This window comes from Nostoc sp. LEGE 12454, assembly GCF_056620565.1.
In genome coordinates, this window is sequence record NZ_JBWQXL010000004.1 from 225,882 (window position 1) to 251,267 (window position 25,386).

Annotated in this window: 22 protein-coding genes; 11 read left to right on the top strand and 11 right to left on the bottom strand. The window is 41.7% G+C overall.

The genetic code is table 11. The features are described from left to right. The first annotated feature begins 243 nt into the window (after positions 1-243). On the top strand, positions 244-1,290 hold the full coding sequence (locus tag AC1F2U_RS06490) for a PstS family phosphate ABC transporter substrate-binding protein (RefSeq protein ID WP_480260358.1): 1,047 nt from the start codon (positions 244-246) through the stop codon (positions 1,288-1,290). A gap of 78 nt (positions 1,291-1,368) precedes the next feature. Here AC1F2U_RS06490 and AC1F2U_RS06495 read toward each other — a convergent pair whose 3' ends face one another. Beyond that, positions 1,369-2,088 (bottom strand): Crp/Fnr family transcriptional regulator, encoded by a 720-nt coding sequence (locus AC1F2U_RS06495; RefSeq protein ID WP_012412419.1) that lies wholly within the window; start codon positions 2,086-2,088, stop codon positions 1,369-1,371. A gap of 525 nt (positions 2,089-2,613) precedes the next feature. Here AC1F2U_RS06495 and AC1F2U_RS06500 point away from each other — a divergent pair. Beyond that, a complete protein-coding gene (locus AC1F2U_RS06500) occupies positions 2,614-3,330 on the top strand; it encodes a DALR anticodon-binding domain-containing protein (protein WP_480260359.1) in 717 nt (238 codons plus the stop codon). 180 nt (positions 3,331-3,510) lie between these two features. On the opposite strand, the gene AC1F2U_RS06505 is transcribed toward AC1F2U_RS06500, so the two are convergent. The 4 genes from AC1F2U_RS06505 to AC1F2U_RS06520 all read right to left on the bottom strand — a co-directional run bounded on the left by AC1F2U_RS06505 (position 3,511) and on the right by AC1F2U_RS06520 (position 8,415). Then, positions 3,511-4,362 (bottom strand): Cof-type HAD-IIB family hydrolase, encoded by an 852-nt coding sequence (locus AC1F2U_RS06505; RefSeq protein WP_480260360.1) that lies wholly within the window; start codon positions 4,360-4,362, stop codon positions 3,511-3,513. 275 nt (positions 4,363-4,637) lie between these two features. Next, on the bottom strand, positions 4,638-5,342 hold the full coding sequence (locus tag AC1F2U_RS06510; protein WP_480260361.1) for a choice-of-anchor E domain-containing protein: 705 nt from the start codon (positions 5,340-5,342) through the stop codon (positions 4,638-4,640). 581 nt (positions 5,343-5,923) lie between these two features. Next, positions 5,924-7,300 carry a dihydrolipoyl dehydrogenase family protein gene (locus tag AC1F2U_RS06515; protein ID WP_480260362.1) on the bottom strand — a complete coding sequence of 459 codons (1,377 nt, stop codon included), beginning with the start codon at positions 7,298-7,300 and terminating at the stop codon, positions 5,924-5,926. A gap of 290 nt (positions 7,301-7,590) precedes the next feature. Next, a complete protein-coding gene (locus AC1F2U_RS06520; RefSeq protein WP_480260363.1) occupies positions 7,591-8,415 on the bottom strand; it encodes an alpha/beta fold hydrolase in 825 nt (274 codons plus the stop codon). Between the two features lie 328 nt (positions 8,416-8,743). Here AC1F2U_RS06520 and polA point away from each other — a divergent pair, with 328 nt between their 5' ends. The 3 genes from polA (at position 8,744) to AC1F2U_RS06535 (ending at position 13,472) form a co-directional block, all read left to right on the top strand. After that, complete coding sequence (gene polA, locus AC1F2U_RS06525) at positions 8,744-11,689, top strand: DNA polymerase I (RefSeq protein ID WP_480260364.1); 2,946 nt, start codon at positions 8,744-8,746, stop codon at positions 11,687-11,689. Between the two features lie 117 nt (positions 11,690-11,806). Further along, positions 11,807-12,742, top strand: coding sequence for an ABC transporter substrate-binding protein (locus tag AC1F2U_RS06530; protein ID WP_480260365.1), 936 nt, complete (start codon positions 11,807-11,809; stop codon positions 12,740-12,742). Between the two features lie 157 nt (positions 12,743-12,899). After that, on the top strand, positions 12,900-13,472 hold the full coding sequence (locus tag AC1F2U_RS06535; RefSeq protein ID WP_480260366.1) for a hypothetical protein: 573 nt from the start codon (positions 12,900-12,902) through the stop codon (positions 13,470-13,472). Between the two features lie 372 nt (positions 13,473-13,844). Here AC1F2U_RS06535 and AC1F2U_RS06540 read toward each other — a convergent pair whose 3' ends face one another. The 5 genes from AC1F2U_RS06540 to AC1F2U_RS06560 form a co-directional block, all read right to left on the bottom strand. Beyond that, positions 13,845-14,282: a hypothetical protein gene (locus AC1F2U_RS06540; protein ID WP_480260367.1), complete on the bottom strand. Its 438-nt coding sequence runs from the start codon at positions 14,280-14,282 to the stop codon at positions 13,845-13,847. A 271-nt stretch (positions 14,283-14,553) separates the two neighbouring features. Further along, on the bottom strand, positions 14,554-15,522 hold the full coding sequence (locus tag AC1F2U_RS06545; protein WP_480260368.1) for an FTR1 family iron permease: 969 nt from the start codon (positions 15,520-15,522) through the stop codon (positions 14,554-14,556). 127 nt (positions 15,523-15,649) lie between these two features. Continuing rightward, complete coding sequence (locus AC1F2U_RS06550) at positions 15,650-16,084, bottom strand: ferritin-like domain-containing protein (RefSeq protein WP_099099278.1); 435 nt, start codon at positions 16,082-16,084, stop codon at positions 15,650-15,652. Between the two features lie 157 nt (positions 16,085-16,241). Then, the gene (locus tag AC1F2U_RS06555) at positions 16,242-17,279 is read right to left on the bottom strand and encodes a ComEA family DNA-binding protein (protein WP_480260369.1); all 1,038 of its coding nucleotides are present in this window, start codon (positions 17,277-17,279) and stop codon (positions 16,242-16,244) included. Between the two features lie 171 nt (positions 17,280-17,450). Next, the gene (locus tag AC1F2U_RS06560; RefSeq protein WP_480260370.1) at positions 17,451-18,476 is read right to left on the bottom strand and encodes a multicopper oxidase domain-containing protein; all 1,026 of its coding nucleotides are present in this window, start codon (positions 18,474-18,476) and stop codon (positions 17,451-17,453) included. 702 nt (positions 18,477-19,178) lie between these two features. On the opposite strand from AC1F2U_RS06560, the gene AC1F2U_RS06565 reads away from it, so the two are divergent. The 3 genes from AC1F2U_RS06565 to cofH all read left to right on the top strand — a co-directional run bounded on the left by AC1F2U_RS06565 (position 19,179) and on the right by cofH (position 22,397). Beyond that, complete coding sequence (locus AC1F2U_RS06565; protein WP_322670735.1) at positions 19,179-19,370, top strand: CbtB domain-containing protein; 192 nt, start codon at positions 19,179-19,181, stop codon at positions 19,368-19,370. Between the two features lie 437 nt (positions 19,371-19,807). Then, positions 19,808-20,977 (top strand): hypothetical protein, encoded by a 1,170-nt coding sequence (locus tag AC1F2U_RS06570; protein ID WP_480260371.1) that lies wholly within the window; start codon positions 19,808-19,810, stop codon positions 20,975-20,977. A gap of 274 nt (positions 20,978-21,251) precedes the next feature. Further along, positions 21,252-22,397, top strand: a complete 1,146-nt coding sequence (gene cofH, locus AC1F2U_RS06575; RefSeq protein ID WP_480260372.1) for a 7,8-didemethyl-8-hydroxy-5-deazariboflavin synthase subunit CofH — start codon at positions 21,252-21,254, stop codon at positions 22,395-22,397. A gap of 36 nt (positions 22,398-22,433) precedes the next feature. Here cofH and AC1F2U_RS06580 read toward each other — a convergent pair whose 3' ends face one another. Next, entirely contained in the window at positions 22,434-22,589 is a 156-nt protein-coding gene (locus AC1F2U_RS06580; RefSeq protein WP_480260373.1) for a hypothetical protein, read from the bottom strand. 61 nt (positions 22,590-22,650) lie between these two features. Here AC1F2U_RS06580 and psb27 point away from each other — a divergent pair, with 61 nt between their 5' ends. The 3 genes from psb27 (at position 22,651) to AC1F2U_RS06595 (ending at position 25,307) form a co-directional block, all read left to right on the top strand. Then, positions 22,651-23,055 carry a photosystem II protein Psb27 gene (gene psb27, locus AC1F2U_RS06585; protein WP_190240755.1) on the top strand — a complete coding sequence of 135 codons (405 nt, stop codon included), beginning with the start codon at positions 22,651-22,653 and terminating at the stop codon, positions 23,053-23,055. Between the two features lie 262 nt (positions 23,056-23,317). Next, positions 23,318-23,446, top strand: coding sequence for a hypothetical protein (locus AC1F2U_RS06590; protein ID WP_480260374.1), 129 nt, complete (start codon positions 23,318-23,320; stop codon positions 23,444-23,446). A gap of 361 nt (positions 23,447-23,807) precedes the next feature. Further along, the gene (locus tag AC1F2U_RS06595) at positions 23,808-25,307 is read left to right on the top strand and encodes a family 10 glycosylhydrolase (RefSeq protein ID WP_480260375.1); all 1,500 of its coding nucleotides are present in this window, start codon (positions 23,808-23,810) and stop codon (positions 25,305-25,307) included. The last annotated feature ends 79 nt before the right edge of the window (positions 25,308-25,386 follow it).

Below are 25,386 nucleotides of genomic sequence, written 5' to 3' on the forward strand. Positions count from 1 at the left end.
AATTGAGCTTTATGGGGAAAATTCTTAGTATCAACTAACAATTTATCCTCACCAACACTCAAGCCTTGAGAAAAGAGACGATTAATCCAGGGAAAATTTATTATACCTTGGCATCTATTGTAGTCAGAAGTGAGAATTTGTCAGCATTTTTAACAAAACACCCGTCCTCCAAATACAATCTCAAGTAGCAAGCACTTGTCAAGTCAAGCACTTATATTGAATGGACGCACGGGTAATTATACTATGTCCCAAAAAAATGAAACAACCATTCTTGTATTATCCATCCTAATCACCGTCGGGCTAATAGCTGGCGGTTTTTGGTGGTTTACTAGAAAATCTGGTGTCGATCTAAATACAATTAATTTTGGTAGCACCAAAACGCCCCAAACCGGATCGGAACAACCTAGTGGCAATACTTTCACTTCAGTAAAGGATGTTCCTACAGGATTATTCAATTACGGAGGCAGTACATCTTGGGCACCGATTCGACTAGGAGTCGATCCGGCAATTCAAGCCGCGCGGCCAGAGTTACGGCTGCGCTATGTAGAACCCAGCAATGCATCGCCTGGTTCTGGTACTGGCATTCAATCCTTGATAGACGGTCAACTAGCCTTTGCCCAGTCCTCCCGACCAGTTCTAGATCCGGAATTAAGCCGTGCCCAGCAGCGTGGGTTCAGTTTGAAACAAATTCCTGTGGCAATTGATGGTTTAGCGGTTGCAGTTAACCCAAACCTGAATATCCCAGGACTAACGGTAGAACAGTTAAAGTCAATTTACACAGGCAAAATCAATAATTGGAGCCAGGTGGGCGGCCCCAATATCCCGATCGAGCCCTATTCCCGCCGCATTGCTGATGGCGGTACTGTCGAACTTTTTGCCCAAGACATCTTGGGTGGTCAAGCTTTCAGCTCCAATGTAGAATTTATCTCCACAACCACCCAAGCCTTGCAAAAATTGGCTGATAGTCCTGGTAGCATCTACTACGCTTCTGCCCCAGAGGTGATTCCTCAATGCTCAATCAAGGCCTTGCCGTTGGGGCGCACGCAAGGGCAATACATTGCTCCATACCAAGAACCTTCTGTCCTCCCGTCTGAATGTCCTGGTAAACGGAACAAGTTGAATATTGAGGCATTTCAATCAGGAAAATACCCGATTACCCGCAATCTGTTTGTGGTGGTCAAACAGAATGGTCAGACTGAGCAGCAAGCAGGTGTCGCTTACGCCAACTTACTGCTGACTGAGCAGGGACAGCAACTGATTACCCAAGCGGGATTTGTCAAAATTCGCTGACATTTGCGCTCGCTTCCGGCGGGGTCTAGCTCATCGCCTCAAGACAGAGTGGCGGAAATCGCCGCTCTGAACTTTACCTTAACCAGCTCTATTAATCGACTCTGCTGGCAAGCAAATGAGATTATCCCCTTGAGTCAAGATTAAACCACGTTGACGTAGCTTACCCATCAAGCGGGTGACGGTGACACGAGTGGAACCAATCGCGCTACCAATTTGGGCATGAGTGAGGGGAAAAGGCAGACAATAACCGCGAATCACATCAGGATCGGTGTCGCTCATTGCTGGCTCTCCATATTCCTCAATTAACAATGTGAGAAATCCTAAGAGTCGGTCAATTGTGCGGCGTTGTCCTAAGGCACTCAACCACAGCAGCTTACGCTGGTGCTGATACCTAAAGGCATCCATAACTTCGCGACGGAAGTGAGGCCAATTGTCTAAATCATGCCAGTACATCCACAGCACCGCAGTTTGATCGACATGGGCGTAAGCCTGGAGTGTGAATGGTGACTGAGCAACAATTTCAAATGGCTGTCCCGCTCCTACAAAACCCAAGAACGCTTCTTCTGGAGTTCTGTTGATTCGTCGAGACGTTAGCTGACTAGCAGTCGCACTAACTTGGGCGGTTCCTACCATGCGGATGGCACCCCTTTGCACCAAATACAGCAATCCAGGCCGGGCTGGAATGCGCTCATCTTTGCTAAAGGTGCGGCAACGATAGTGTTCTTGAGCCCAGTCAAGAATGCGTTGCCAAGTCAAAAAAGGCCGTGATGCCTCAGAAAAGGAGGATGGAGATTGCATAGGTAACAAAGAGCGTTCGGCTGAAGACAAAGACGTAAATAAAAGGGTGCAAGGAGTGTCTTTGTGTTGACGAGGCAGGCTTAACGCCTAACAGCGCCAGCCAATCCAAAGAATAGAAAGCAAATTACTCTCTACTCTTTTGTTATACTTCCTACTGTACAATGGTGGTAGTAAAGTTTACTTACTATTCATCGATTATTCATCAAATTTTATCCTCTTCTCATTTTTCTTCATCTAAATTAAATTTATACCGCAAGGTAGATGACAGAAATGTAACAAATATATCTTACATCACTATTTAAATAATATTACGTGCATTATAAATTACCAGTTAGCAAATATACGTCAATAAAACAGCTATTATATAGTTATCTAATCAAATCGATAAGCATTGATACTTATAGAATAGAAAATAAATGCATAAAAGACGAGAAAATTCCTCTATATAAAGGTAGAGATGACAACAGAGTTTTCTATACCTCAAGTGTGTCTCTGCGACTATCAAAATCTCAGAATCGAAAAACGATGGAGCTTGCCAGTGCGATCGCTTCAGATTTATCAGGGATTTGTGAGGACGTTTTTAGCATCCAAATAGTTCCCCCTGGTTGGATAAATTTGGAATTAACTCACTCAGCCTTAGCGACTTGGTTACAAAGTCTCGTAGTCGGGAGTTCTGGGGGAGCAGGGGAGCATACTTCGACTACGCTCAGTAACCGGGGGAGCAGGGGAGCAGAGGAGACAATTAATGCTCAATGCCCAATGCCCCATGCTCCATACCCAATCCCCAATTCATTGTTTGCTGTTCAATATGCTCATGCACGCTGCTGTTCGCTAGTGCTGCTGGCTCATCGAGAGGGGTTGATTAAACTTAGAGAACAAGTTCCAAATACTAGTCCAGCTTTTTGGGATGTTATTTTTCCTAACCCTCTACCTTGGCTTAATTGCGACGGAACACTACAACTCAATCACCCAGATGAGCGTCGTCTAATTGGCGAATTAATACAAGTGGTAGACAACATAGAGTGCCCTGATGTTAGCGGTTCGGTGAAATGGGAAAAAGTAGCGCTGAATTTGAGCCAAGCTTTTGAAAAGTTTTGGTCTAATTGTCGGATTTGGGGTGAAATCAAAATTACGTCACCAGAACTGGCTCAAGCTAGACTCGGATTGCTCATGGCTACTCAGTCAGTATTAAGATTTGTTCTAGAGGAAAATCTGGGGGTTTTTGCGCCTTTGGAGTTATAAATCGGTAATGTCGCTTAGGTAAAAATAAAAACTTTTTATATAGCTATTGACTCAATGCACCACCTCGGATACATTAGCAGGTGTGTGAGGAGCGAACCAGCAGGGGCACCGAGACGAAACACGGCCAGTCGTCGGTGTCCTTTCTGATTTGTATGGGTTAGATTTGAAAAAATGCCCTGACTACAGCAAAAACTTTTCAATTGCTACTGCTGCCCCATCTTCTTCTACGCTAGGAGCTACCCACTTAGCGATCGCTTGCACTCCTGCTGGTGCGTTGCCCATAGCTATACCAAGTCCGGCATACTCCAGCATTTCCACATCATTAAAGTTATCGCCAATCGCCATAACGTTGGCTAACTGTAATCCCAACAATTCTTCGGCTAGGTAACGTACAGCAGTTCCTTTATTTACAGAGGCGTTAGTTGCTTCAAAAAAGGTAGCAACAGATGTTGTGAGATAAAGTTCAGCAGGTGTGTATTGACGGCGCAAATTTCCTAATAGCTTATCGATTACGTCAGTGTCATCAGATAAAGCAAGAATTTTTGTCGGTTCATTCGTTAAGGCTTGACGCAAATCACCTACAGGAATCGCAATAATACCAGAACGTTCTGCATAAATTTTGGTTTCTTTAGTTAACTCACGGACGTATAGTTGATCGTTGATGTAAAAGTGAACAGATAGAAGCGATCGCAACTCAGGCTTTTCAAAATAGTCGAGTAACTGGTGGGCGATTTCTCTGGAAACAACCCAATGGCGATGAATTTTTTGGATGATTGGGTCTTGAATCCAGGCTCCTTGATAGGCCATTAATGGTAGGGTAGAGCCGATATCTTGGTGGAAGCGCAAGGCTGAACGATACATTCGACCTGTAGCGATCGCCACTTGAATTCCTCGTGCTTGCGCTGCAAAGATTGCTTGCTTTACAGGTTCGCTGATAGTGTTAGAGTGTCCAGCGATCGTGCCATCTATATCCAAAACTAGTAGTTTAATGTCTTTTGCAGCAGCCTGACGATCGGTAGATGCTTTCGGCATAATTTCCTAAATTATAAGTTCCAGTAAGAGGTTAACAGCCTCTGGCGACCAGTGGGGAGTCATATAAAAAATTGGGTTCTCTAATCAACAGCTTCATATCAATAATTGTTTATGGCGATCGCCAAGAATAGAATTTTATAAATTTTATTAAAAAATCCGGCTAATAGGCACAATAAAAAACCCGATTTTTTCGAAAAAATCGGGTTTTTTAATTTAAATTAGAGAGTCTGCTTGATAGATAGGATAGAAGAAATCTACCTATTTAATAAAGTCTATTAATTAAACATCCCAATCCAGCTTTTTTTACGTTGTGACAACAAACAAAGCCCAGCAATTAAACCAATTCCTAGTGTGGCAGAAGACTCAGGTACTGCTTTCACCTCATCGTAGTCATAAGTTACTTTGATACCTGCTTTGGCATAAGTATCAATATAGGATCTCATGTTGCCCGAACCCGTAACTACTGAGTTGGCTAAAGCTGAGAACAAAAAGTCTATATCGCCATTACCAGTGAAAGACTGCAAGAATTGTGTATTGGTGAAAGACTGAGTAGCAGATTGTGTGGCAGTTAAGTTAGAAATACTCTTTCCAGAGGTGCCACTATAATCAGTAATGCCGTCATACTTAGCAGCTTGATAACTCGATATATCTTGTGGATTGAGCGCAAACAGAGACTGATTATTTAGTTTTAAACTGAGTTGACTAGCGAGATTTACTGTCACCTGAGTCGGGGTTGGACTCCTGTTTTCAAAACCTGCATTTCCAAGTATGTCGCCAGTAAAGCTTATCGTTACACCCTTGAGTGTACCCAGGGATGAGTCAAATTTTTGGACGCTCAGAGGTGCATCAATAATATTTGTGAAATCGTAATTAGTGGAATTAGTGTAGGAGAGAGAAGCTGCATTAGCTGCTCCAGATGTTGCAACAATTCCTGCCAAAGTTGTAGCAGCAGCTAGAGTGTTGAATAGTTTTGTTGTCATGGATAAAAGATGCCTTTCTGAAACGAATCATTACGGGATTACTAACCTATTTCTAACTCTGAAACTTTGCTTGTAGTCTTGATAAATACACGTAACTTTATGTAAAGTTATTATGTTTAAATTTCTTCGACAAATAGACTTTTTCAACGGTATATATAAAGTTTTGTTAAGGTAAAGTGATTTAATAGTGGTAATTTGATGTCGAAATATTAAGCTAGTTTTTGTTGGTTCCTGAGATGTAAGCTAGGTCAACCTAATTAAATGTAAAAGGCTCAGGAGATAGATCCCCGACTTCTGGTGATAACTTAGGGATCTAGTTACTATCTGGTTACTATGCTTATACTCACGTACTTAATTGGGCTGGTATACCTGCCAAGAGTTGGTTATACTTGGCTTCCGTACTAAAGCTGCAAATATGTAGACGTTAAGCTGTATAAAAAGCACAAAAAAGCTCATTAGTACCAGGGGTAAATGAGCAATCGAAACAGAGAACAGTTTTGTCACCGAGTCAGGAGGATGTCTTCCTGGCTTAGGCATCTACTTATTAATGCCAATTGATGTTGTACATCAATAAAACCTCTTCACATATTCGGACACCCTGGCATATTATCTCCAAGCAGCAACCGTGCCAGACTAGGTAAAGCTTCACCATAGGTGGGATGGATGTGAACCGATCGCTCTAATAATTGCCAGGTTGCTCCTGCTTCTATCAGGGATAAAAAAACATGCACCAGTTCAGCAGTTTCGTAGCCCACCAGGGTTGCTCCCAGAATTTTGTCTGTGTCGTTGTCGATCGCCATACGATAAAATCCGAGGTCATGTCCCCACTCGATCGCACGCGCAATTTGGCTCATAGGTAACGTGACAGCACGCGCGTTGATGCCTTGTTTCTGAGCCTGTTCTAAGGTCATACCCACTCGCCCCACCTGGGGTTCTGTGTAAACCGCATAGCCAAGGACGCGATCGCTCCGTGTCCGGTTTTCTCCACACAAAATTGCTTTTAAGCGGCGATAATCCTCCCACGACACATGCGTAAAGGCAGGCTGTTTGGCAGCATCTCCGATCGCATAGACTCCAGAACAGGTGGTATGGAACTGGTCGTCAATTTTAATAAACCCTCGATCGTCTAGCTCAATTCCGCTGGCGGCTGCATTTAATGCACTTGTATTCGGTTTGCGTCCAATCACAACCAGCAACGCTTCTCCTTGAAGTTGTTCGCCACTGCTCAGAGTCAGGCTAAACACATTATTCTCATGGGCAACGTGATTTACATTAACTCCAAAATGAAGCTTAATCCCATCCTGCTTTAATGCTTCTGCTAAGACTTTGCTGACATCAGACTCTTCCTGTCCGAGGACGCGATCGCCCCGGACAATTAAGTGGGTCTGACTGCCCAAACGCGCTAGTCCTTGTCCCAATTCCAAGCCAATATAGCCGCCTCCAATCACCAATAAACGGGGTGGTAAGGTGTTCAAGTCAAAGAAGTTGCGGTTGGTCAGGTAGGGAGTTCCTGCAAGTCCGGGAATGTCAGGAATCAGCGATGACGTACCCGTGTTAATGATTACCAGAGGAGCCTGAAGGGTAACATCCCCACCTTTGACCGTCCGTTCACCTACAAAAGCAGCTTCGGCACAAATGACTTTGACACCCGCAGTCTCCAATCGCTGGCGAATCCCTTGATTAAAGCTGCTGCGGATTCCCCGAACTCGCTCCATGACAGCGGGAAAATCCACTTCTACTTCCGTGTGGATGCCTAACTTCTTAGCCTGGCGCGATCGCCCTGCTGCATGAGCCGCTGCTAAAAACGCTTTGGACGGAGTGCAGCCATAGTTAATACAACTGCCGCCTAAAGCATCCCGCTCAAACAAGACAACCTTACGTCCCTCATTGGCAAAATCAGCCGCCAGTGGAATGCCTCCTTGACCACTGCCGATGACAATGACATCTGCTGTTTCCATCAGTGCAAAACTCCTTGGAGATAGTTTGCTTTTATCAGACTCTCACACTCAAAGTTAAAAACTCTCTGGCTATTGAGGGAAGGGTGCAATGATTGCAGCTGCCAGATGTTTGGCGATCGCGGCACTGATGCCTTTTGAAGCACCTGTAACGACTGCGATTTTTCCCTCTAGTTTAGTTTTTGATTCCTGTGGTTGTTGGGTTTAAAATAGCTGTCCCAAACAGGTGCGAACCTATAAGAATGAACCCATTGAGATTTTTAACAGTGATGTCTCACATCCATACTTCCACATCAGGATTTGATAAATTCCAGCAGATCGGCGTTAATCTGTTCCTTGCTCGTGTCGCCCAGAGCGTGCGCTCCCCCAGGATAGATTTTCAAAGTCGAATTTTTGACGAGCTTTGCAGACAGGAGGGCAGAAGCACCAATCGGCACGATCTGATCGTCATCACCATGAACGATCAACGTCGGCACATCAAACTTCTTCAAATCCTCGGTGAAATCTGTTTCCGAAAACGCCTTAATGCAGTCATAGGTGTTTTTATGTCCAGCCATCATCCCCTGCATCCACCACGAATAGATTAGCCCTTGGGAGACTTTGGCACCGGGTCGATTGAAGCCAAAGAATGGCCCACTGGGTACATCTAGGAAGAATTGCGATCGGTCAGCCAACAACGCCGCCCGAAAGCCATCAAAGACCTCAATGGGTAGCCCACCCGGATTCGCCTCCGTCTTGAGCATGAGTGGCGGCACCGCGCCCATCAGCACTGCCTTGGACACGCGTTCTGTGCCATGCCGTCCAATGAAGCGCGCCACTTCACCGCCGCCGGTAGAGTGTCCGATCATCACCGCATCTTTAATATCCAGCGCCTGGAAAAGCTCCGCTAGATCGTCAGCGTAGGTATCCATGTCATTGCCATTCCACGGTTGGCTCGACCGTCCATGACCGCGACGATCGTGCGCGATGCAGCGGTAGCCATGTGAGGCGAGAAAAAACATCTGCGATTCCCAAGCATCCGCGCTCAATGGCCAGCCGTGGCTGAAGACAATAGGCTGTCCTGTGCCCCAGTCCTTGTAATAGATTTGCGTACCATCCTTAGTCGTGATTGTACTCATGTGGCTCCTATGTAAATTGTGAGCGTTTCCCAATCTGTATCTGGTTCGGATCGTAAAGATAACTACATTCGCGATCGGCAACTTATCGATAAATTGCTACTCGATCAATTGATACATAACTGATTTCAGCACTCTTATTTTGATGATCTGATTGCTTGCGAAGATGGCTTATCTACCTATAAATCAGTTGTCTGACTCAAGTTCTTTAATTTAAGATACCAGTTAACTGAGGGCTTACTCGCTTCTTGACATCAACGAGTAACAATAAAGGTAGCCAAAGCTTTGAAATTGCTAACTATGTGACAAAGCTTCTGGCTAAAATAGGGCTATGTCTGAAACTTTCACTTCTGCAACTGCAACACGCCCCACGTTCATCCTCGTAGATGGACACTCCTTGGCTTATCGTTCATACTTTGCTTTCGCCAAAGGGCGAGATGGAGGACTGCGTACCAAAACAGGCATTCCCACCAGTATATGTTTTGGTTTTGTGAAGTGCCTGTTGGAGGTAATGGCAACACAACAGCCTCAAGCAATGGCGATCGCTTTTGATTTGGCTGAGGCAACTTTTCGCCACGAAGCGGACGAGACTTATAAAGCCGATCGCCCGGAAACACCAGAAGACTTTATTCCCGACTTAGCAAACCTGCATGAGTTGCTAAATGGCTTCAATCTGCCCTTTTTCACTGCCCCTGGTTTTGAGGCTGATGATGTTTTAGGAACCTTAGCACAGCGAGTAACTGCGGCTGGGTATAAAGTGAAGATTCTGACTGGCGATCGCGATTTATTTCAACTAATCGACTCTGACAAAGAAATCACTGTTCTGAATTTTAGTCCAGATGCCCTTAAGCGCTCTACAAATAGCATCACGGAATTTAAAGCAGAACAAGTCAAAGAGAAGATGGGCGTTTTACCTTCACAAATTGTTGATTTTAAAGCTCTTTGTGGTGATAAATCAGATAATATTCCTGGTGTCAAGGGAATTGGCGAAAAAACAGCAGTGCAGCTGCTGAATACATACGGTTCACTTGAGAATGTTTATGCTGCGTTAGATGAAATTAAAGGCGCAACTCAGAAAAAACTCGCAGTCGGTAAAGAAGATGCCGAGAAGTCTCGCTATTTGGCAACCATAGTTTTAGATGTTCCTATAGAATTTGATTTAGAAGATTGCAAATTAAAAGGCTTTGATACAAACGTTTTATCACCAATTTTAGAAAAGTTAGAATTTAAGTCTTTTTTAGGTAGAATCAACGACCTTCAGCAACGTTTTGGCGGACAAGTTGAAGAAAAGCAAGAAGCCAAAATAAATGCAAGTAATTCCAATTTTACTAACTCAAAATTCAGCGCTGATGAAGATAATGATTTGTGGTTTTTTAGTGCTAGTGATACAGCCGCAGTTCCACAACAATCTACTTCTCCAATTACACCACGTATCATCAACACCAAAGCCAAATTAACTGAGTTAGTGAAAGTTTTGCTAAAATTCACTAATCCAGAAACACCCGTTGCTTGGGATACTGAAACCACCGATTTAGAACCAAGAGACGCTGAGTTAGTAGGAATTGGTTGCTGTTGGGGAACCCAACCAGATGAAGTAGCCTATATTCCTGTGGGGCACAAAATTGGGGAAAATTTAAATAAAGATTTAGTGCTGGAAGCATTACGCCCAATTCTCGAAAGTGCCGATTATCCTAAAGCTTTACAAAATGCTAAATTTGATCGCTTAGTTTTTAGGATTCAAGGAATTAACTTGGCGGGAGTGGTGTTCGATCCCATGCTGGCAAGTTATATTCTAAATCCAGATTCAAGCCATAATTTGATGGATTTGTCGCAGCGATATTTGGGATTGATAGCTAAAAGTTACTTAGATTTAGTTCCTAAAGGCAAAAATATCGCTGATATAGATATTCCCGCCGTTGCAGATTACTGTGGAATGGATGCTTATTCTACCTTTGGTTTAGTGTCGAAATTGCGCGAGGATCTGGATAAAATTCCAGCTTTATCTAAGCTCTTAGTGGAAGTGGAACAGCCGCTAGAAGCAGTTTTAGCCGAAATGGAATACACAGGTGTTCGGATTAATTCAGCTTATTTACAAGAACTTTCGCAGCATTTAGAAACTGAGTTAGCCAGGTTAAAAGAAGAAGCAACTGAAATAGCTGGGGAAAACTTTAACTTGGGTTCTCCTAAGCAGTTGAGCCAAATTTTGTTTGAAAAATTGGGGTTAAGCACCAAACATTCTCGTAAAATTCAAACGGGCTACTCTACAGATGCAGCAACACTGGAAAGACTTCAAGAAGATGATAAAACTGGATTTGTTGAAGCGATTGTTGAGTATCGCACCCTATCTAAATTAAAGTCTACTTATGTTGATGCATTACCTGCATTAGTACGTCCAGATACCCAGCGAGTACATACTGATTTTAACCAAGCAGCAACATCAACTGGTAGGTTATCTTCTTCTAATCCGAATTTGCAAAATATTCCCATTCGTACAGCTTTTAGTCGCCAGATTCGGAAGGCGTTTTTACCAGAACCTGGTTGGTTAATGGTGGCTGCTGATTACTCACAAATTGAATTACGGATTTTGGCTCATTTGAGTCAAGAGCCGATATTAGTGCAAGCATATCAGCAAAATGAAGATGTTCATACTGTGACGGCGCGGTTAGTTTTTGAAAGAGAAAATATCACCTCAGAAGAACGAGGAATAGCAAAAACTATCAATTTTGGCGTTATTTATGGAATGGGTTCTCTCAGGTTTTCGCGCTCAACTGGGATAGATAAGTCCATTGCCAACGAGTTCATTAAGCGGTTTAATGAACGATATCCGAAAGTTTTTGCATATTTGGAGCGAGTGAAAAAAGAAGCGATCGCTCTTGGTTATGTAGAAACTATTTTCGGTCGCCGTCGCTATTTTGACTTTACTAATAACAGTTTACGCAAATTAAAAGGCAGCAACCCAGAAGATATCGATCTGAGTAAATTGAAGAATTTAGGTGCTTTTGATGCAGGTTTATTACGCTCCGCGGCTAATGCACCAATTCAAGGTTCCAATGCTGATATTATCAAAATTGCAATGGTGAGATTGCATGAGGTTTTGAAGAACTATCAGGCGCGTTTGTTGTTGCAAGTTCACGATGAATTAGTGTTTGAAATTCCCCTTAATGAGTGGGAAGAATTACAACTACAAATTAAGTCAGTGATGGAAAATGCAGTGCAGTTGAGTGTACCGTTACTGGTAGATGCACGTGTCGGTGAAAATTGGATGGAGACCAAATAAGTTTAACTGGGGGATTGGAAGAATTACATTAGTATGGGTGTATATCTGTGTTAGTAATTACAACAGCCCTACTCTATATCAATTTTATACCATTATTACCCCAGAAGGAATTTTAATATGTATCGTCGTTGGCTCCTATCTGCTTTAGCAATTTTGTTGAGTATAGTTTTAGTTGCTTGTACCACTGCAAATACTCAGCAACTACAAACAAAAGTGGAAAATGCCACTGATGCGACTAACACGAACTCTCGGCAATTACCAAAAGGATCGGCAAAAAGAGTAGTTGCTCTTTCTTCTCTTTCTGCTGATATTATCTCTCGACTCGATCGAAAAAAAGTTGTTGGAATCACCGGTAGTAAATTATTTAAGAATGACTTAAGATTCAAGGATATTCCCCGCGTTAGGGAAGGCCAAAGTCCGCCAAATTTAGAGAAAGTGGTAGCGCTAAAACCAGATTTAGTTATTGGTGCTGAAGGTTTTTCTAACATTCCAATTCAAAAACTTCAGCAGCTAGGTATTCAAACTTTGCTCACTAAAGTGAATAGCTGGGAATCTCTAGAAGAACTTACTAAAAAGCTCGCTGAGTTAATTAATGCCAATCCTCAGCCTTTGTTAAATCGTTATAAAACTTTCTTACCAGATAAACTAACTCAGAGTCCTTCTACTCTAGTACTGGTCAGTCGTCAACCAATTTTAGCGCCGAATAAAAACAGTTGGGCAGGGGATTTACTGGCGAAATTCCAGGCGAAAAATATAGCAGCAGATTTACAAGGAAAAAGTCCAATCGGTGGCTATGTGACGCTTTCGGCTGAGAAAGTTTTAGAAGCAAATCCAGAGGTGATAATTTTAGTTAATCCTCCACAAGGAAATTCGGAAGCGACGCTTTTAGATTCTTTGAAAAAGGAAAATTTTTGGCAGCAACTACAAGCAACTAAAAATAATCGAGTCTATGTGTTTGATTATTTTGGCCTAGTGAATCCAGGTAGTATAGATGCAATAGAAAAAGCTTGTCAGCAGCTTAAGCAAGCGTTATTTGCACCACAGGGTACTTAGCTCGATACTGGGAGAACAGTCAATAAAGGATGGATTTATCGGAGATGATTTTAGATAAAATCCCGATCAAACAGCCTTTTCAGTGTCAGTATGTTTTCAAAAATAAAATCTGAGTGCTATATTAAGGAGTATTATTTATAGATACCAGTATTTAAAGATGCAGATTGCTAAACTTGTCAAAAACTTTTGGCGATGGGTTCGTTTGTTCTTGATAAGTAGACTTGATAGACCTTCAGATAACTTAGTGGTTATTATAATTAGTCTAATACCGCTCGTTTTTAACTGGGATTTAAATTGGTCAAGCAAAATTATTTTTGAGTTTGACCTATTCAACAAAATTACCACATTATATTTTTATATCACACCTTTATTACTATTTATCAATAGCTTTTTGTTCAAAGAAGACTTGCTAAAATTTTTTAGTATTCTAGTAACAGGATTTTTTGGCTGTTTCATTCTTTTTGTGTTTATCGTACAATTCGCTCTAGGTAATCATATTAATCTTGTTGAGCGAGTAGAATGTCCAAATGGTAAAATTTTTAGTGTTTATGAGAACTTTGAACCGAGTTTCATCACTTCTGATGACGCTATTTGCCGATTTGAGTTACAACAAGAGAGAATTTTTATAGGAGTTATCAAAAACAGCAGGGAAGTTGAAAAAAAGGAGTGTCAAGTTAATACTAGAGAACCTAGTTTTCCAAACCGTCTTATAAATGCGTGTACCCGATAGATCGTAAGACAACATAAATTTGACAATTACTATAGCGGTTCTCGAATGGAAGCAATACAGTTTGACCTCTCTCCAAACCTTGCTCCTAAAAGGAGAGAGGCTTTGAATTTTACTCCCCAACGCTAGTAGGGAAGGGGCTGGGGGTTAGGTCTGTATTTATTGCACTCAACCCAGAAGCGCTATATGATTAGTTTAACATTCCAATTACTTTGAAACTGCTGCAAAGCATCTGTATTGTTATTTTTTACTAAAAAATCATTAACAAATTCGTGCTTTAAAGCATTCTTTGCACTCAATATTCTTACTTAACAACACTTTGTATTACAAAGCAGTTAAATAAAGGCGCTTCAGCTTTTGCATCTACTAAACTAGCTATTTACAGTGTTGTTGAAGAAGAGATATAGCTAATTCAAAACTATTAGGTTGAGTTTGCACTGCATAAGCTTCTTTTTCTAAATCTTGTCGTTTGACATCGGTATAGCGCCTAAAAAATGGTCGAGCATAATTGCTTGGTTGAATGTCTAAACCTAAAGCTTTTATTTTTCCTTTTCCGGCACATACCTGGGCTGCATGAACAGTTTCATGGATTAGTGTTTGAATTCCAATATGTAACTCAAACACTACGGGATTGATCCAGATTTTTTTGTCAGCTTCTCTTAGTAAACCATAAGCTCCTCGCTTTGGTGGTAGTGCAATGATTACCTGAAACCCTTTATTTTCTAGTTTATTTTTTAACTCTAAAAATTTTGCTTCTTGATTGGGTATTTGAGAAAGTAACAGTAAGGAATTTAATATAAAAACTTTGCTCATTTACTTTTTTGATTACACCAATTCAATTAATGATTGCAACACGTCCTTGGCTAAAGACGCGATGAATCGCGTCTCTACAAATAGTTGCATTATTTTTTCAAATTGGTATTACTTGAAAACATTTGTATTCAATTACAATGGCAAAAATATTAACTGTGGTTTTAACTAAGGCAGCTACTTCTAAATCGACATAAGCGTAGCTATCCAAAGGCGATTCCCAGTCATAGACTGGGAATAAGGGAGACTGCAAACGAGGTAACTGACTGTGCTTTTAATCTTTTGCAGAACTAATTGGTTTTTGACCAAAAGGGACATTCTTTTTACCTTCAGAAGAAGCACCCCCAAGGCTGCGGAAATACAGCCCTCCAATGGTGAGTAAAAATCCCACGTATCCCACTGCTTGTACAAGATAGAGATTGTCTCTATAGCCAAATAAAGATTTGAGAATAATCCCAGGAAACTGTTCGTCAGGTAAGATTGTGGAAGTATTGGAAACCATTGGTCCCAAAATACAGGAGTGGACTTTTGTAAAACGTTCGTAATAGAAACAAAGGTTTTCTGTGGCACGACTGCTAAGGGCAAGGTTAGCTACAGCTTCATCAAAATGTTTCAAGGCTGAAACTACCAATCCAGCGACAATCAACACTAATAAAATGCCCATTACCTGGAAAAACTGGCGGATGTTAATTTTGACACCCCATTTAAATAGCAGTACCCCAATGGCAGATGCGGCTACCAAACCAGCAATAGCGCCCAAGGCTGGCATTAATCCCTGTTGAAAATTAGCTGCAACGAAGAGAACAGTTTCAAACCCTTCGCGGACAACGGCAATTAAAATTAAAGTAAAAACACCCCAGCCAGCATTTGAGTTTTGTGTCAGTGCTTGTGTTACCGCTCCCTCAACTGTAGCTTTCATGAATCTGGCTTGTTTGGTCATCCAGATTAGCATCCAACTGAGCATTGCGATCGCTAATACACTAAATACACCTTCTAGCGCTGGTTCAACTACGGTGGTGTATTGAGGATTCGCGGCTCCCAGTACTTGAATTATCCAACTGAATAACACGCCTATTAAGGCACTGACGACAATGCCAACGCCGACACCAGCATATACCCATGAATTGAGTCGGGATTGTTTAGCTTTTTTCAGCAAAGCTAGCACAATGCCAACAACAAGGGCAGCTTCCACTCCTTCTCGAAGTGTTATTACAAAAGTAGGTAGAGCAGTACTAAAATTCATCTTTTGTCCTTTGTCTTTTGTCCTTTGTCATTAGTCCTTTGTCCTTTGTCATCTGTCCTTTGTCCTTTGAATTTCTTTTTGACTAATGACCAATGACTAAGGACTAATGACTAATGACTAATGACTATTAACCAAAATCGCGTAGCATCTTTTTCAGTTCGAGATTATGCATCTCTTCTTGTCCAATCATACCGCGAGCGAATTCTTCAAGGTAAATGCTGGCATTGGTGACAGTTTCGAGCAATTTTTTATACAGCTCCAATGCCTTTTTTTCATGGGATAAACTTTCTTCCAAGATATCCTTGACTTTATGCTGGTAGGTTTCTTCCATTGGGGCGATTTTCAGGGAGGGATGCCCATCTAAACCAGTGAGAATTTCTCCCACTTGTTCGGCATGAAGTAAAGATTCACTTGCCTGTGCTTTGAAAAAAGCCACAATTGGAATACGGTTAGGGCCAGTTACCATCAAAGAATAATGTGTGTAGCGCACTACTCCTGCTAGTTCAAATTCCATGATGGCGTTCAGCAGGTCAATAGTCTTTTTATGGTCAAGTTCTTGCATCAGTTGTTAGTTAAAGTAACGAAGGGAGTGTAATTAGTTAGGAGTGAGGAGTTGGAAGTTAAGAGTTAGTATTTTGGGATTCATAACTCATAATTCATAACTCCTAACTCCTACTAGTTTAAACTCTTTAACCTATACTTCCCATTAAATTAAAGTGTTATCGCTGTGCTTGGGTATTGGATTTGTCAACCACTTTTTGAGAGTTTTCCTCAATGGTTTTCACTAGCTTGGTAACATCATTAGGAATTTTTACTGCTTTTGCTGGTGGGATGGCGGCGGGCCAAACTTTTATGAGTTCAGTAAAACTAGTGTCGATCGCTTTGTGTGCTTCGGGATCTGCTTGAGCTACTTGACTAGAAATTCCTTTGTATAATTCATTGGCGTAAAAGACAAAACCACGGGAGTCTTGATACTCAATTGGCGCGGTTACTTTACCATTTGCGATCGCCGCACCATATTCGGAGTTAGCTGAATCTAGTAGTTCGTTAATTACTTGGAGCGCAAATCCTGGTTTTGAGCGTTGATCTGCTGGCAAAGCTGCGATCGCTCCATCAACTGCTTGCATTGAAGAAGTAAAATTAGTTTTAACTTTGCTATCCTTCGGACTAGATTTCACTAAATCTTGCAAACTTACTAAAGTTGTCTTAAATTCTTTGACTTTACGTTCATTAAGTTGATCTTCTACATCAACGTAAATCTCTTCTACTGGATGCCCAATATGAGGTTCTGCCTGTTTCGGCTGATTCTGATCTAGCAGTTCTTTGGCTACCAAAAGATGCCCTTTCATTAAGCCTAATTTAGACATATAATCAACATCTTTTGCCTCACCCGTGAGTACCACTTCCTGAACGCCAACCTGGTCTTTAATTTGGTCGAACTGTTCTTGAGTAATTATTTTTTTAGTAACTAAATCTTCTGGTTTTCCATAAGGACGACCTGCCTGGATTTTGTTAGATAAAGCTGGAACACCTAGTTTGGCTTCAAACTTATCTAATTCTGACAAGATAGCACTATTAATGTTAATTTTTTCTTTGCTACCGTGACCACTATGACTGTTATTACTTACTGCCTCTGTAGCTGGAGTGCTAGCAACTGGTGCTGATGGATTTTCTGCGGTTGGGGTATTACTACAGGAACTCAAGGTAACTATTACCGCTGCTGCTGCTGCTAAACATATATAACGAAGTTTTATCATTTTTGCTCCTCACACTAATTAAAAGGTATTAATTGAAACATTTCAAACTATTATCTAGAAAGTAGTTTGTTTGACAGATTGTCATAGATTTTACTGTTGCATATAATGAGATTTTTTATCAACTACTTACGGAAACTTTAATAAATTAATTACAAATTACTAATAATATTGTCAGGAATGTTTAACATTATTTTGAGAGTTACTTTCAGCAAGTACTTCAAATTGACCCATGCAACCGTTTTCTGCGATCGCATCTTGATGGGGATGGAACATATACTTACCTGGATAACGAAAAGCAAATTCTAAGATGTGCCTTTCTGCGACACCCATCGTAATCACATCTGCTTTCTCGCTAGGAGTCATAGTCATACCAGAGCGATAAACATCAAAGAAGTTGGCGTGGAGATGAAACGTCACTGCCGGATCGTATTCAATGATGTTGAGGACATACAACCGAATCAACTGATCTTTGTAAATACCAATGGGATGATGCATGTAATAGTGGGGCAGACCGTTGAAGGCGTAATAATCGTTATGGCTATCATCATTCACGTCATATCCACCCATCACTAGTACGATTTCATCAGCTGGGGGACGAGGAGTCGGTGGATCGATGATAAACATTCCGTACAGTCCCTTGGCAATGTGACGGGTCACTGGTTCAATATGACAGTGGTATAAATGAACGCCATAAGGTTCAGCATCAAATTCGTAGATTGTGGCATTACCATTGCTGATTGGGCGAACACCATCCATTTCTGCTGGATGAACGCCATGAAAATGCAAAGAGTGAGAATGTCCCGCGTTGTTGAGAAATAGTACCCGGATGCGATCGCCCTGTTTTGCCCGTAGCGTTGGCCCTGGTATGCGACCGTTTAAATCCCAGATGTTGTAAGAGACAGCACTATTGAGCTTTATGATGGAAGAACCAGCAGTTAACTTAAATTCGCGGATAGTTCGCCCATTTTCTTGCTTTACCGTCCCATAATCAAAATCTCTCAACATCTTCATTGGGTTAGTAACATCGTCTGGTGCTGACCTATCGAATGGTGGCACTTTAACGATTGACTTACTTGGTAGATTTAGCATCTGCCAAAGTCCAGCTGCACCAGTTATTCCAGCACCTGCTAGGCCCAGCTGCAATAATTGACGGCGGCTCCAAGGTTTTCCGTTACCTAGAACGAAGTTGTTGGGCATGACATTTAGTTACAGTTAGCGCCAAAAAAGAATTGCAAAAGATTTGCAATTGCTTTTAGATATTAGAGGAATTAATAATTATTGTCAATAATTTTTCAGTGCTTCTAAATTGCCAGTTAAGTTATTGAATCTAGATCGAACTCTAAAAACTATCGCAATATTTTCGTGATTTTAACTGTAGTTATACGCTTAGTTATGTATAAATAACCTTTACACAAAACTAGCTGTTTCATACATCTTCCTGATATACTTATTGCTTCAGCAATACTTACAGTATAAATAATGAGTATAATAACACCTTGAATATGGACACAAGCAAAAAACTATTGCTAATCTCTAGTGTATTGAATTGGTTTAGAGATAACAGAAGTTACCTTTATTCAAGGATTTTTGAATGCTTGGCAACGTAAGAACTTTTAATTTTTAATTTTTATCTGTTACCTTCGTGTTAGCAGCGCTGAAAATGCCGTCACTCAAAATCATGTGTCATTCTTTTGTTATTTGTATGGACTTTATGTGTAGATTTCTGCATCGCGATCGGCCGATGTCAAAGGATAGTATAGTATTCACTAAAGTCGAATTACACAATACATTTGATACACACTTGTCAAATACAAAGTTGATGGTATATCTTTTTGCAATCAAGCGGCGTTATGCCCTTTGATTGATGAACTACCGAAATTTATTATTAGGAGGTCAAAAATGACTAGTTTTTCTCATATTTCACTATTGCAGAAGACCGCAGGTATTACCTTATCCAAGCCTGTGCAGGTAACACTTTATATGCTTCTATCTTCTTTAGTTATCTGGACTGTTTTGTTCTCCACCTATCCTGCGGTTCATAACACAGCACACTCAGCGCGTCACCACACATTAGGCGTTGCATGTCACTAAATTATCATAATCCAAAGATTTTTAGGTGCATGAAGCTTTGCTACATCACATAACAAAGTTATGACGCTAAAATAGTGCACATTTCGCACCAGTTTTTTGCTGGAAAATAACTTTTAGGTTTTGTAGAGATGCTTTGTTTATCATCTCTACATCACCTTAACTTGATACCAATTCTTTATGAAGATGCACAGAATATTAAACGAACCGCCAAGAACGCCTTCGCGTAGCGTCTCGTTAGAGAAGAACGCCAAGAATAGACAGTTACTCATTTAGTGCAGCTTCACATTAAATTGGTATAAGATGATGTCTGATTTCTGACTAATTCTTTAACTGGAATTTTTTTACTTAGTAATAATAATCTGGAGTAACTTTCATCCATTGCTATGAAAGTTTAACTTGCAGAAATTACATGAGCTTCACATTTACCGTAGGTTCGTATGAAAAAATATCGAATTTTTGGAGTTATCAGCACTGTTTGCATTGTTTTGTCAGTTCTTTATTCATTTGTGGGAAGTTCCCAAATTTCTACATCTAGAGTGCTACTTTCCACCAACCCACCTTTAGAACGTATTCTTCCTTTTGAAGCAGAGGCAGAAAAACCGCAATCTCCTGTTACTTTAACTTTACAAGCTGTTGATGCTGCGGGTAAATCTTTAACAAATGCCAAAATTAATTTACAAATTCTGACACCACCGCGTAATCCTTGGTTAACAACAGATTTTCCCATTGTTGAGGGAACAAAATTGTTGCAAATGAATGCCAATGCACCTGATGGTAAGCTAGAAATTCAGCAGATGTTACCCATTCGTGGTAATTACCAACTGTTAGTTAAAGTGTCACCCTTGGTAGCAAACACTTTTACTGCTTATGAACAAACTTTAAATCTCAATGTCCACGAAAACCCAATCAAATATAAATATTTTGTTGTAATCGCAGCTATTTTATTGTCACTTGGATTGTTGGGTGGTTGGGTTATCGGTGGACAAGAAGAACTACAACAAGGAGAAATCGCACCACAGTCAGTCCGCCTTTTATTAAGTGCATTAACTGTAGTGGCTATAGTAACCCTATTAGTTATCAATATTAGTGCAGAAGTTGCAGAAGCTCATGGCAGCGAACATCACTCAACTAGTACTGAAACGATCGCACCATCATCTCAAAAATCTCAGGGATTAGAAATTAACCTTGGCGGAGATAAAAACGCAACTGTCGGAAAACTTGCGAATTTAGCGTTACAGGTGAAAGATACCGCAACCGGACAGCCTATAACAGATGTAGCTTTGCAAGTAAAAGCGATCGCTACAGAACACAATTTAACAGTCTTTGACTACAAAGGTATTCCCGACGAACAAGGGAAGTTAACATGGCTTGAACAGTTTTTTGATGGTTCACCCCACAAAATCGAGGTGGAAGCCACTCCTCTACCAGGATCTAGCCGTCAATTTACACCAGTGAAAGTAGCGCAGGAAGTTGAAGTTGAAGCGATCGCACCACCAATGTACATCCGATTAATTGGTTTATTCTACTTTACAGCCTTTGTCGGCATTGGTATGGCGATTGGATTGCTAATACAACATCGACGAAAACCACAAGCAAGGACAAATTAGTAATATCAGAGTTTTACTAAAGATTCCTACTAATACAAAGATGTAAATTAATCAATTAAAATAGTTGTGGTTCAATCACAACTATTTTTTTATTAATGGGTTTTATAAACTATAAAAAGGTAGTGTCATGGGATAAAATAAGCTCTTTTAACAGCTTTCAAGGTAAAACTTATGTTCAAGCTTGGGATTTTCAATAAATTGGTATATTGATTAAGTAGAATTTTATTATTTACAAGCTCATAAAATTAATATTTACCGAGAAATTAAGAAAGTAATGCTGACACAAATTGGGTTTGAAACAATTCTGGAACGTGCTTTGATGGGATACGACTTATCTCCCGAAGAGGGAGTGGTATTGTTACAACAAACAGAGCCAGAGGCGATCGCAGCAATACGTACTACATCAGATACACTCCGCCACAGACAAGCAGGCGATACTGTCACCTACATAATTAACCGTAATATTAACTTTACTAATATTTGTGAGCAGCACTGTAGTTTTTGTGCATTCCGTCGAGATGATGGCGATGCCGATGCATACTGGTTAGATTCGGCGCAAATTTTGGAAAAAGCTACAGATGCAGTACAACGGGGTGCGACAGAAATCTGTATGCAGGGGGGGTTAAATCCACAAGCACTGATAAATGGTAAATCTTTGCCCTATTATCTCAAAGTCGTAGAAACGATTAAACAGGAATTTCCCCACATACATTTACACGCTTTCTCTCCCCAAGAGGTGCAATTTATCGCCAGACTTGATGGACTGGAATATGCTGAGGTGATTACTGCTTTGCGCGATGCTGGTGTTGGCTCAATGCCGGGAACAGCAGCGGAAGTGTTGGACGATGAAGTAAGGCGGATATTGTGTCCAGAGAAGATTGACACAGCCACTTGGCTAGAAATTGTCAGTACCGCTCACAAATTAGGCTTGCATACCACTAGCACCATGTTATCTGGGCATATTGAAACCCACGAACAGCAAATCGGGCATTTAGAAAAATTGCGATCGCTTCAAAAAACCGCCATCGATCGGGGATATCCAGCAAGAATCACAGAGTTTATTTTATTACCCTTCGTGGGACAAGAAGCGCCCAAATCCTTACGTCGCCGTGTTGGACGCGATCAACCAGTTTTAAATGATGCACTGCTGCTAGGGGCTGTAGCGCGGATTTACTTAGGTAATTGGATTCCCAACCATCAGCAGAGTTGGGTAAAACTGGGGCTTGCAGGCGCGACAGAAGCCTTAGCTTGGGGTTGCAACGATATCGGCGGCACTTTAATGGAGGAACATATTACCACAATGGCAGGTGCTTTAGGTGGTACGTGTATGGAAGTAGAAACCTTGCAAACTGCGATCGCTTCTTTAGAACGACCTTACCAACAACGAGATACTCTATATCAAAAAGTTATTAGTCGTTAATCATTGGGCACAAGAGGCAGAGGATAAGACTTACTGTTACTTCTCCTCTGCTCCCCTGCTCCCCTGCTCCCCTGCTCCCTGCTCCCCTGCTCCCTGCTCCCTTGCTCCCCTGCTCCCTGCTCCCCTGCTCCCCTGCTCCCCTGCCCCCCTGCCCCCCTGCTCCCCTGCCCCCCTGCCCCACTCTTCACTCAATTGATCCCCAAGTTACCAATCCAAGATAGGATGGACGTTGATTTACGTATTCTTTTACTTAATGCATATGAAGCGCTATTGGTCGCGTTTGCTTGCGCTGGTTTTGGTTGTAGCTATCGGCTTAATGGGTTGTTCTGGCAGTCCAGATAGTTTGACTGGGGATTATCGTCAAGACACCTTAGCTGTGGTCAATATTATGAGACAAGCTCTGGATCTTTCACAAGATTCACCAGACAAGGCAGCAATTCAAGCAGAAGCGCGTCAAAAAATTAATGACTTTTCAGCTCGCTACCAGCGGGTTAACTCTGTTTCTGGTCTTGGCTCGTTTACAACCATACGAACAGCCCTCAATTCTCTGGCTGGACATTACAGTTCTTACCCAAATCGTCCCGTACCCGAAAAACTCAAAAATCGTCTAGAGAAAGAGTTACAGCAGGTAGAGACGGCGTTGAAACGTGGCGGTTAGCTATTAACTATTGCTTACTCCATCATCAATAGTCAGGTGTCAAAAGTTTTGACTCCTGACTATTTTGTTTGTCAAGGCAGAAGGCAGGAGGCAGGAGGCAGGAGGCAGAAGGCAGAAGGCAGGAGGCAGAAGGCAGGAGGCAGGAGGCAGAAGGCAGAAGGCAGGAGGCAGAAGGCAGGAGGCAGGAGGCAGAAGGCAGAAGGCAGGAGGCAGAAACTCTTTATATCTGATGCGTAAGTCTTGCATTTTATAGCTCATTTACTTGAGAACTGCTGTAACAATGCAAGCCGATGCATTAACAATGCAAGCCGATGCATTAACAATGCGAACCGATGCATTAACAATGCGAACCGATGCATTAACAATGCAAGCCGACGCATTAACAATGTGAGCCGATGCATTAACAATGTGAGCCGATGCATCCGCATTGGGGGTGAAGTTTTGATATCTACTTCATGCACTGGAAACCGCTATACAAAAATACGGCAACAGAAATAGACCTTTGAGAGTCTTAAAAAATAGGTTTTAAAACCCTTAGTATTTAACTATATAATTCGATACACGTTGCCCACAATTATTTGAGTTGGGATCGTTTATTATCGCAAATTAAAGGCTTTAAGACCGAACGTTAATACGTAGCTCTGAGCCAGTGTCACTTTACCTCCGCTCAGTTATCCTGCGGGAAGCAAGCTACAGTCGGAGTTTAAATTTCTGTCTGAAACTCTTTTGAATTTGTTCATCTACTGGTAGGTATGTCTAACTGTCCCTTGAACGTTGCAAGATCGATATTATTTTGGCGGCGCTTATTCGCTGTTGTTTTTACTAGTAGTTTGTTGCTCCCCAACTTGAGAAGCGAGCCAGCAAGGGCGCAAGTAACTGAGTATTGTCAGTTATCATCAGCGGCGGCGCAACAAAAAGAAAACTTGCGTTTGTCAGCGCTCAAAGGCAAACAAGATGCTCAAACGCGTTACCAAAGCATAATACAAGAACAGGCACAGAAATTAAAGGAATGTCGCTCTCGAACTTGGCCGCAAACCCAAGCCCTTTGGTTACGATTGTATCCCTGTGACATTCAGCCAGGAATAATCGATCAGGTTATGGATCGGATTGTTAATGGCGGCTATAACCAAGTTTATATAGAAGTATTTTACGATGGGCAGGTACTATTACCAGCAAGAGCTAACCCGACGGTTTGGCCTGCTGTGATTCGTACTCCAGGGGCAGAAAACATTGATATACTCGCCACGGCAATAAAAAAAGGTCGGCAACGTGGTTTGAAGGTCTATGCTTGGATGTTTACCACAAATTTCGGTTATACTTACGCCCAGCGCCCAGATAGAGAAGGTGCGATCGCTCGTAATGGCAAAGGTCAAACGAGTTTATATGTGGTAGATAATGGCTCTCAACTATTTATCGACCCCTACAACTTGCAAGCAAAACGCGACTACTACAAATTGGTACAAGAAGTTTTGCGCCGTCGTCCAGATGGCTTGCTATTGGATTACGTGCGTTATCCCCGCCAAGCGGGAAGTGATTCCATCGCCACCAAAGTTTCAGATTTATGGCTATTTAGTCCGGCAACCCAAGAAGCTTTATTCAAACGGGCACAGAATTACAAAGGGCTGGACTTAATTCGCCGCTTTTTAAGCAAGGGATTCGTCACTGGTGGAGATGTCGCGGAAGTCGATAAACTTTATCCCCAGGAAGGAGAACCCCTTTGGCAAGGACGCACTCTCCCACTAGCGCAAAAGTCAATCCTGCCTGCAACCGATAGACAACCAGTTTTGCAATGGGAGTTGTGGCAGCTTGCCGTTGCCCACGCTATGCAAGGAATTCTAGATTTTGTCACCATCGCTAGTTACCCAGCAAAACAGCAAGGTGTTTCTACAGGAGTGGTGTTTTTTCCTGATGGCAACCAAACTGTTGGACAAGGGTATGATTCGCGTTTGCAACCTTGGGATCGTTTCCCCAATACATTAGAGTGGCATCCTATGGCTTATGGAAATTGCGGTAATGTCAGTTGTATCGTGTCGCAAGTGCAACGGGTTTTGAGTATGGCAAAACCGGGTACACAGATAATCCCAGCTTTAGCCGGTCAGTGGGGAAAACCTGTTAGTAATCGTCCATCCCTAGAAGTGCAAATGCAAGCACTTCGCAAATTTGCCCCGCAACTGAAGGGAGTTAGCCACTTTGCCTATTCTTGGCAATATCCTCAGAGTGATAGCGATCGCAAATTCTGTCGAGTTAAGTAGACTTTTTGCAGAATTAGTGGAAAGGGATTGAATTTCCCTTTCAACTTATAGAATCACACACTTTACAAATTCATCCCAA

What these genes read in the sequence shown, in the direction of transcription:
- cofH (WP_480260372.1), top strand. Translation starts at nt 21,252, where the DNA reads ATGCTGACACAAATTGGGTTTGAAACAATTCTGGAACGTGCTTTGATG.
- AC1F2U_RS06495 (WP_012412419.1), bottom strand. Translation starts at nt 2,088, where the DNA reads ATGCAATCTCCATCCTCCTTTTCTGAGGCATCACGGCCTTTTTTGACT.
- AC1F2U_RS06515 (WP_480260362.1), bottom strand. Translation starts at nt 7,300, where the DNA reads ATGGAAACAGCAGATGTCATTGTCATCGGCAGTGGTCAAGGAGGCATT.
- AC1F2U_RS06560 (WP_480260370.1), bottom strand. Translation starts at nt 18,476, where the DNA reads ATGCCCAACAACTTCGTTCTAGGTAACGGAAAACCTTGGAGCCGCCGT.
- AC1F2U_RS06505 (WP_480260360.1), bottom strand. Translation starts at nt 4,362, where the DNA reads ATGCCGAAAGCATCTACCGATCGTCAGGCTGCTGCAAAAGACATTAAA.
- AC1F2U_RS06595 (WP_480260375.1), top strand. Translation starts at nt 23,808, where the DNA reads ATGTCTAACTGTCCCTTGAACGTTGCAAGATCGATATTATTTTGGCGG.
- AC1F2U_RS06530 (WP_480260365.1), top strand. Translation starts at nt 11,807, where the DNA reads ATGTATCGTCGTTGGCTCCTATCTGCTTTAGCAATTTTGTTGAGTATA.
- AC1F2U_RS06535 (WP_480260366.1), top strand. Translation starts at nt 12,900, where the DNA reads ATGCAGATTGCTAAACTTGTCAAAAACTTTTGGCGATGGGTTCGTTTG.
- AC1F2U_RS06500 (WP_480260359.1), top strand. Translation starts at nt 2,614, where the DNA reads ATGGAGCTTGCCAGTGCGATCGCTTCAGATTTATCAGGGATTTGTGAG.
- AC1F2U_RS06520 (WP_480260363.1), bottom strand. Translation starts at nt 8,415, where the DNA reads ATGAGTACAATCACGACTAAGGATGGTACGCAAATCTATTACAAGGAC.
- AC1F2U_RS06550 (WP_099099278.1), bottom strand. Translation starts at nt 16,084, where the DNA reads ATGCAAGAACTTGACCATAAAAAGACTATTGACCTGCTGAACGCCATC.
- polA (WP_480260364.1), top strand. Translation starts at nt 8,744, where the DNA reads ATGTCTGAAACTTTCACTTCTGCAACTGCAACACGCCCCACGTTCATC.
- AC1F2U_RS06490 (WP_480260358.1), top strand. Translation starts at nt 244, where the DNA reads ATGTCCCAAAAAAATGAAACAACCATTCTTGTATTATCCATCCTAATC.
- AC1F2U_RS06510 (WP_480260361.1), bottom strand. Translation starts at nt 5,342, where the DNA reads ATGACAACAAAACTATTCAACACTCTAGCTGCTGCTACAACTTTGGCA.
- AC1F2U_RS06545 (WP_480260368.1), bottom strand. Translation starts at nt 15,522, where the DNA reads ATGAATTTTAGTACTGCTCTACCTACTTTTGTAATAACACTTCGAGAA.
- AC1F2U_RS06540 (WP_480260367.1), bottom strand. Translation starts at nt 14,282, where the DNA reads ATGAGCAAAGTTTTTATATTAAATTCCTTACTGTTACTTTCTCAAATA.
- AC1F2U_RS06565 (WP_322670735.1), top strand. Translation starts at nt 19,179, where the DNA reads ATGACTAGTTTTTCTCATATTTCACTATTGCAGAAGACCGCAGGTATT.
- AC1F2U_RS06555 (WP_480260369.1), bottom strand. Translation starts at nt 17,279, where the DNA reads ATGATAAAACTTCGTTATATATGTTTAGCAGCAGCAGCAGCGGTAATA.
- psb27 (WP_190240755.1), top strand. Translation starts at nt 22,651, where the DNA reads ATGCATATGAAGCGCTATTGGTCGCGTTTGCTTGCGCTGGTTTTGGTT.
- AC1F2U_RS06570 (WP_480260371.1), top strand. Translation starts at nt 19,808, where the DNA reads ATGAAAAAATATCGAATTTTTGGAGTTATCAGCACTGTTTGCATTGTT.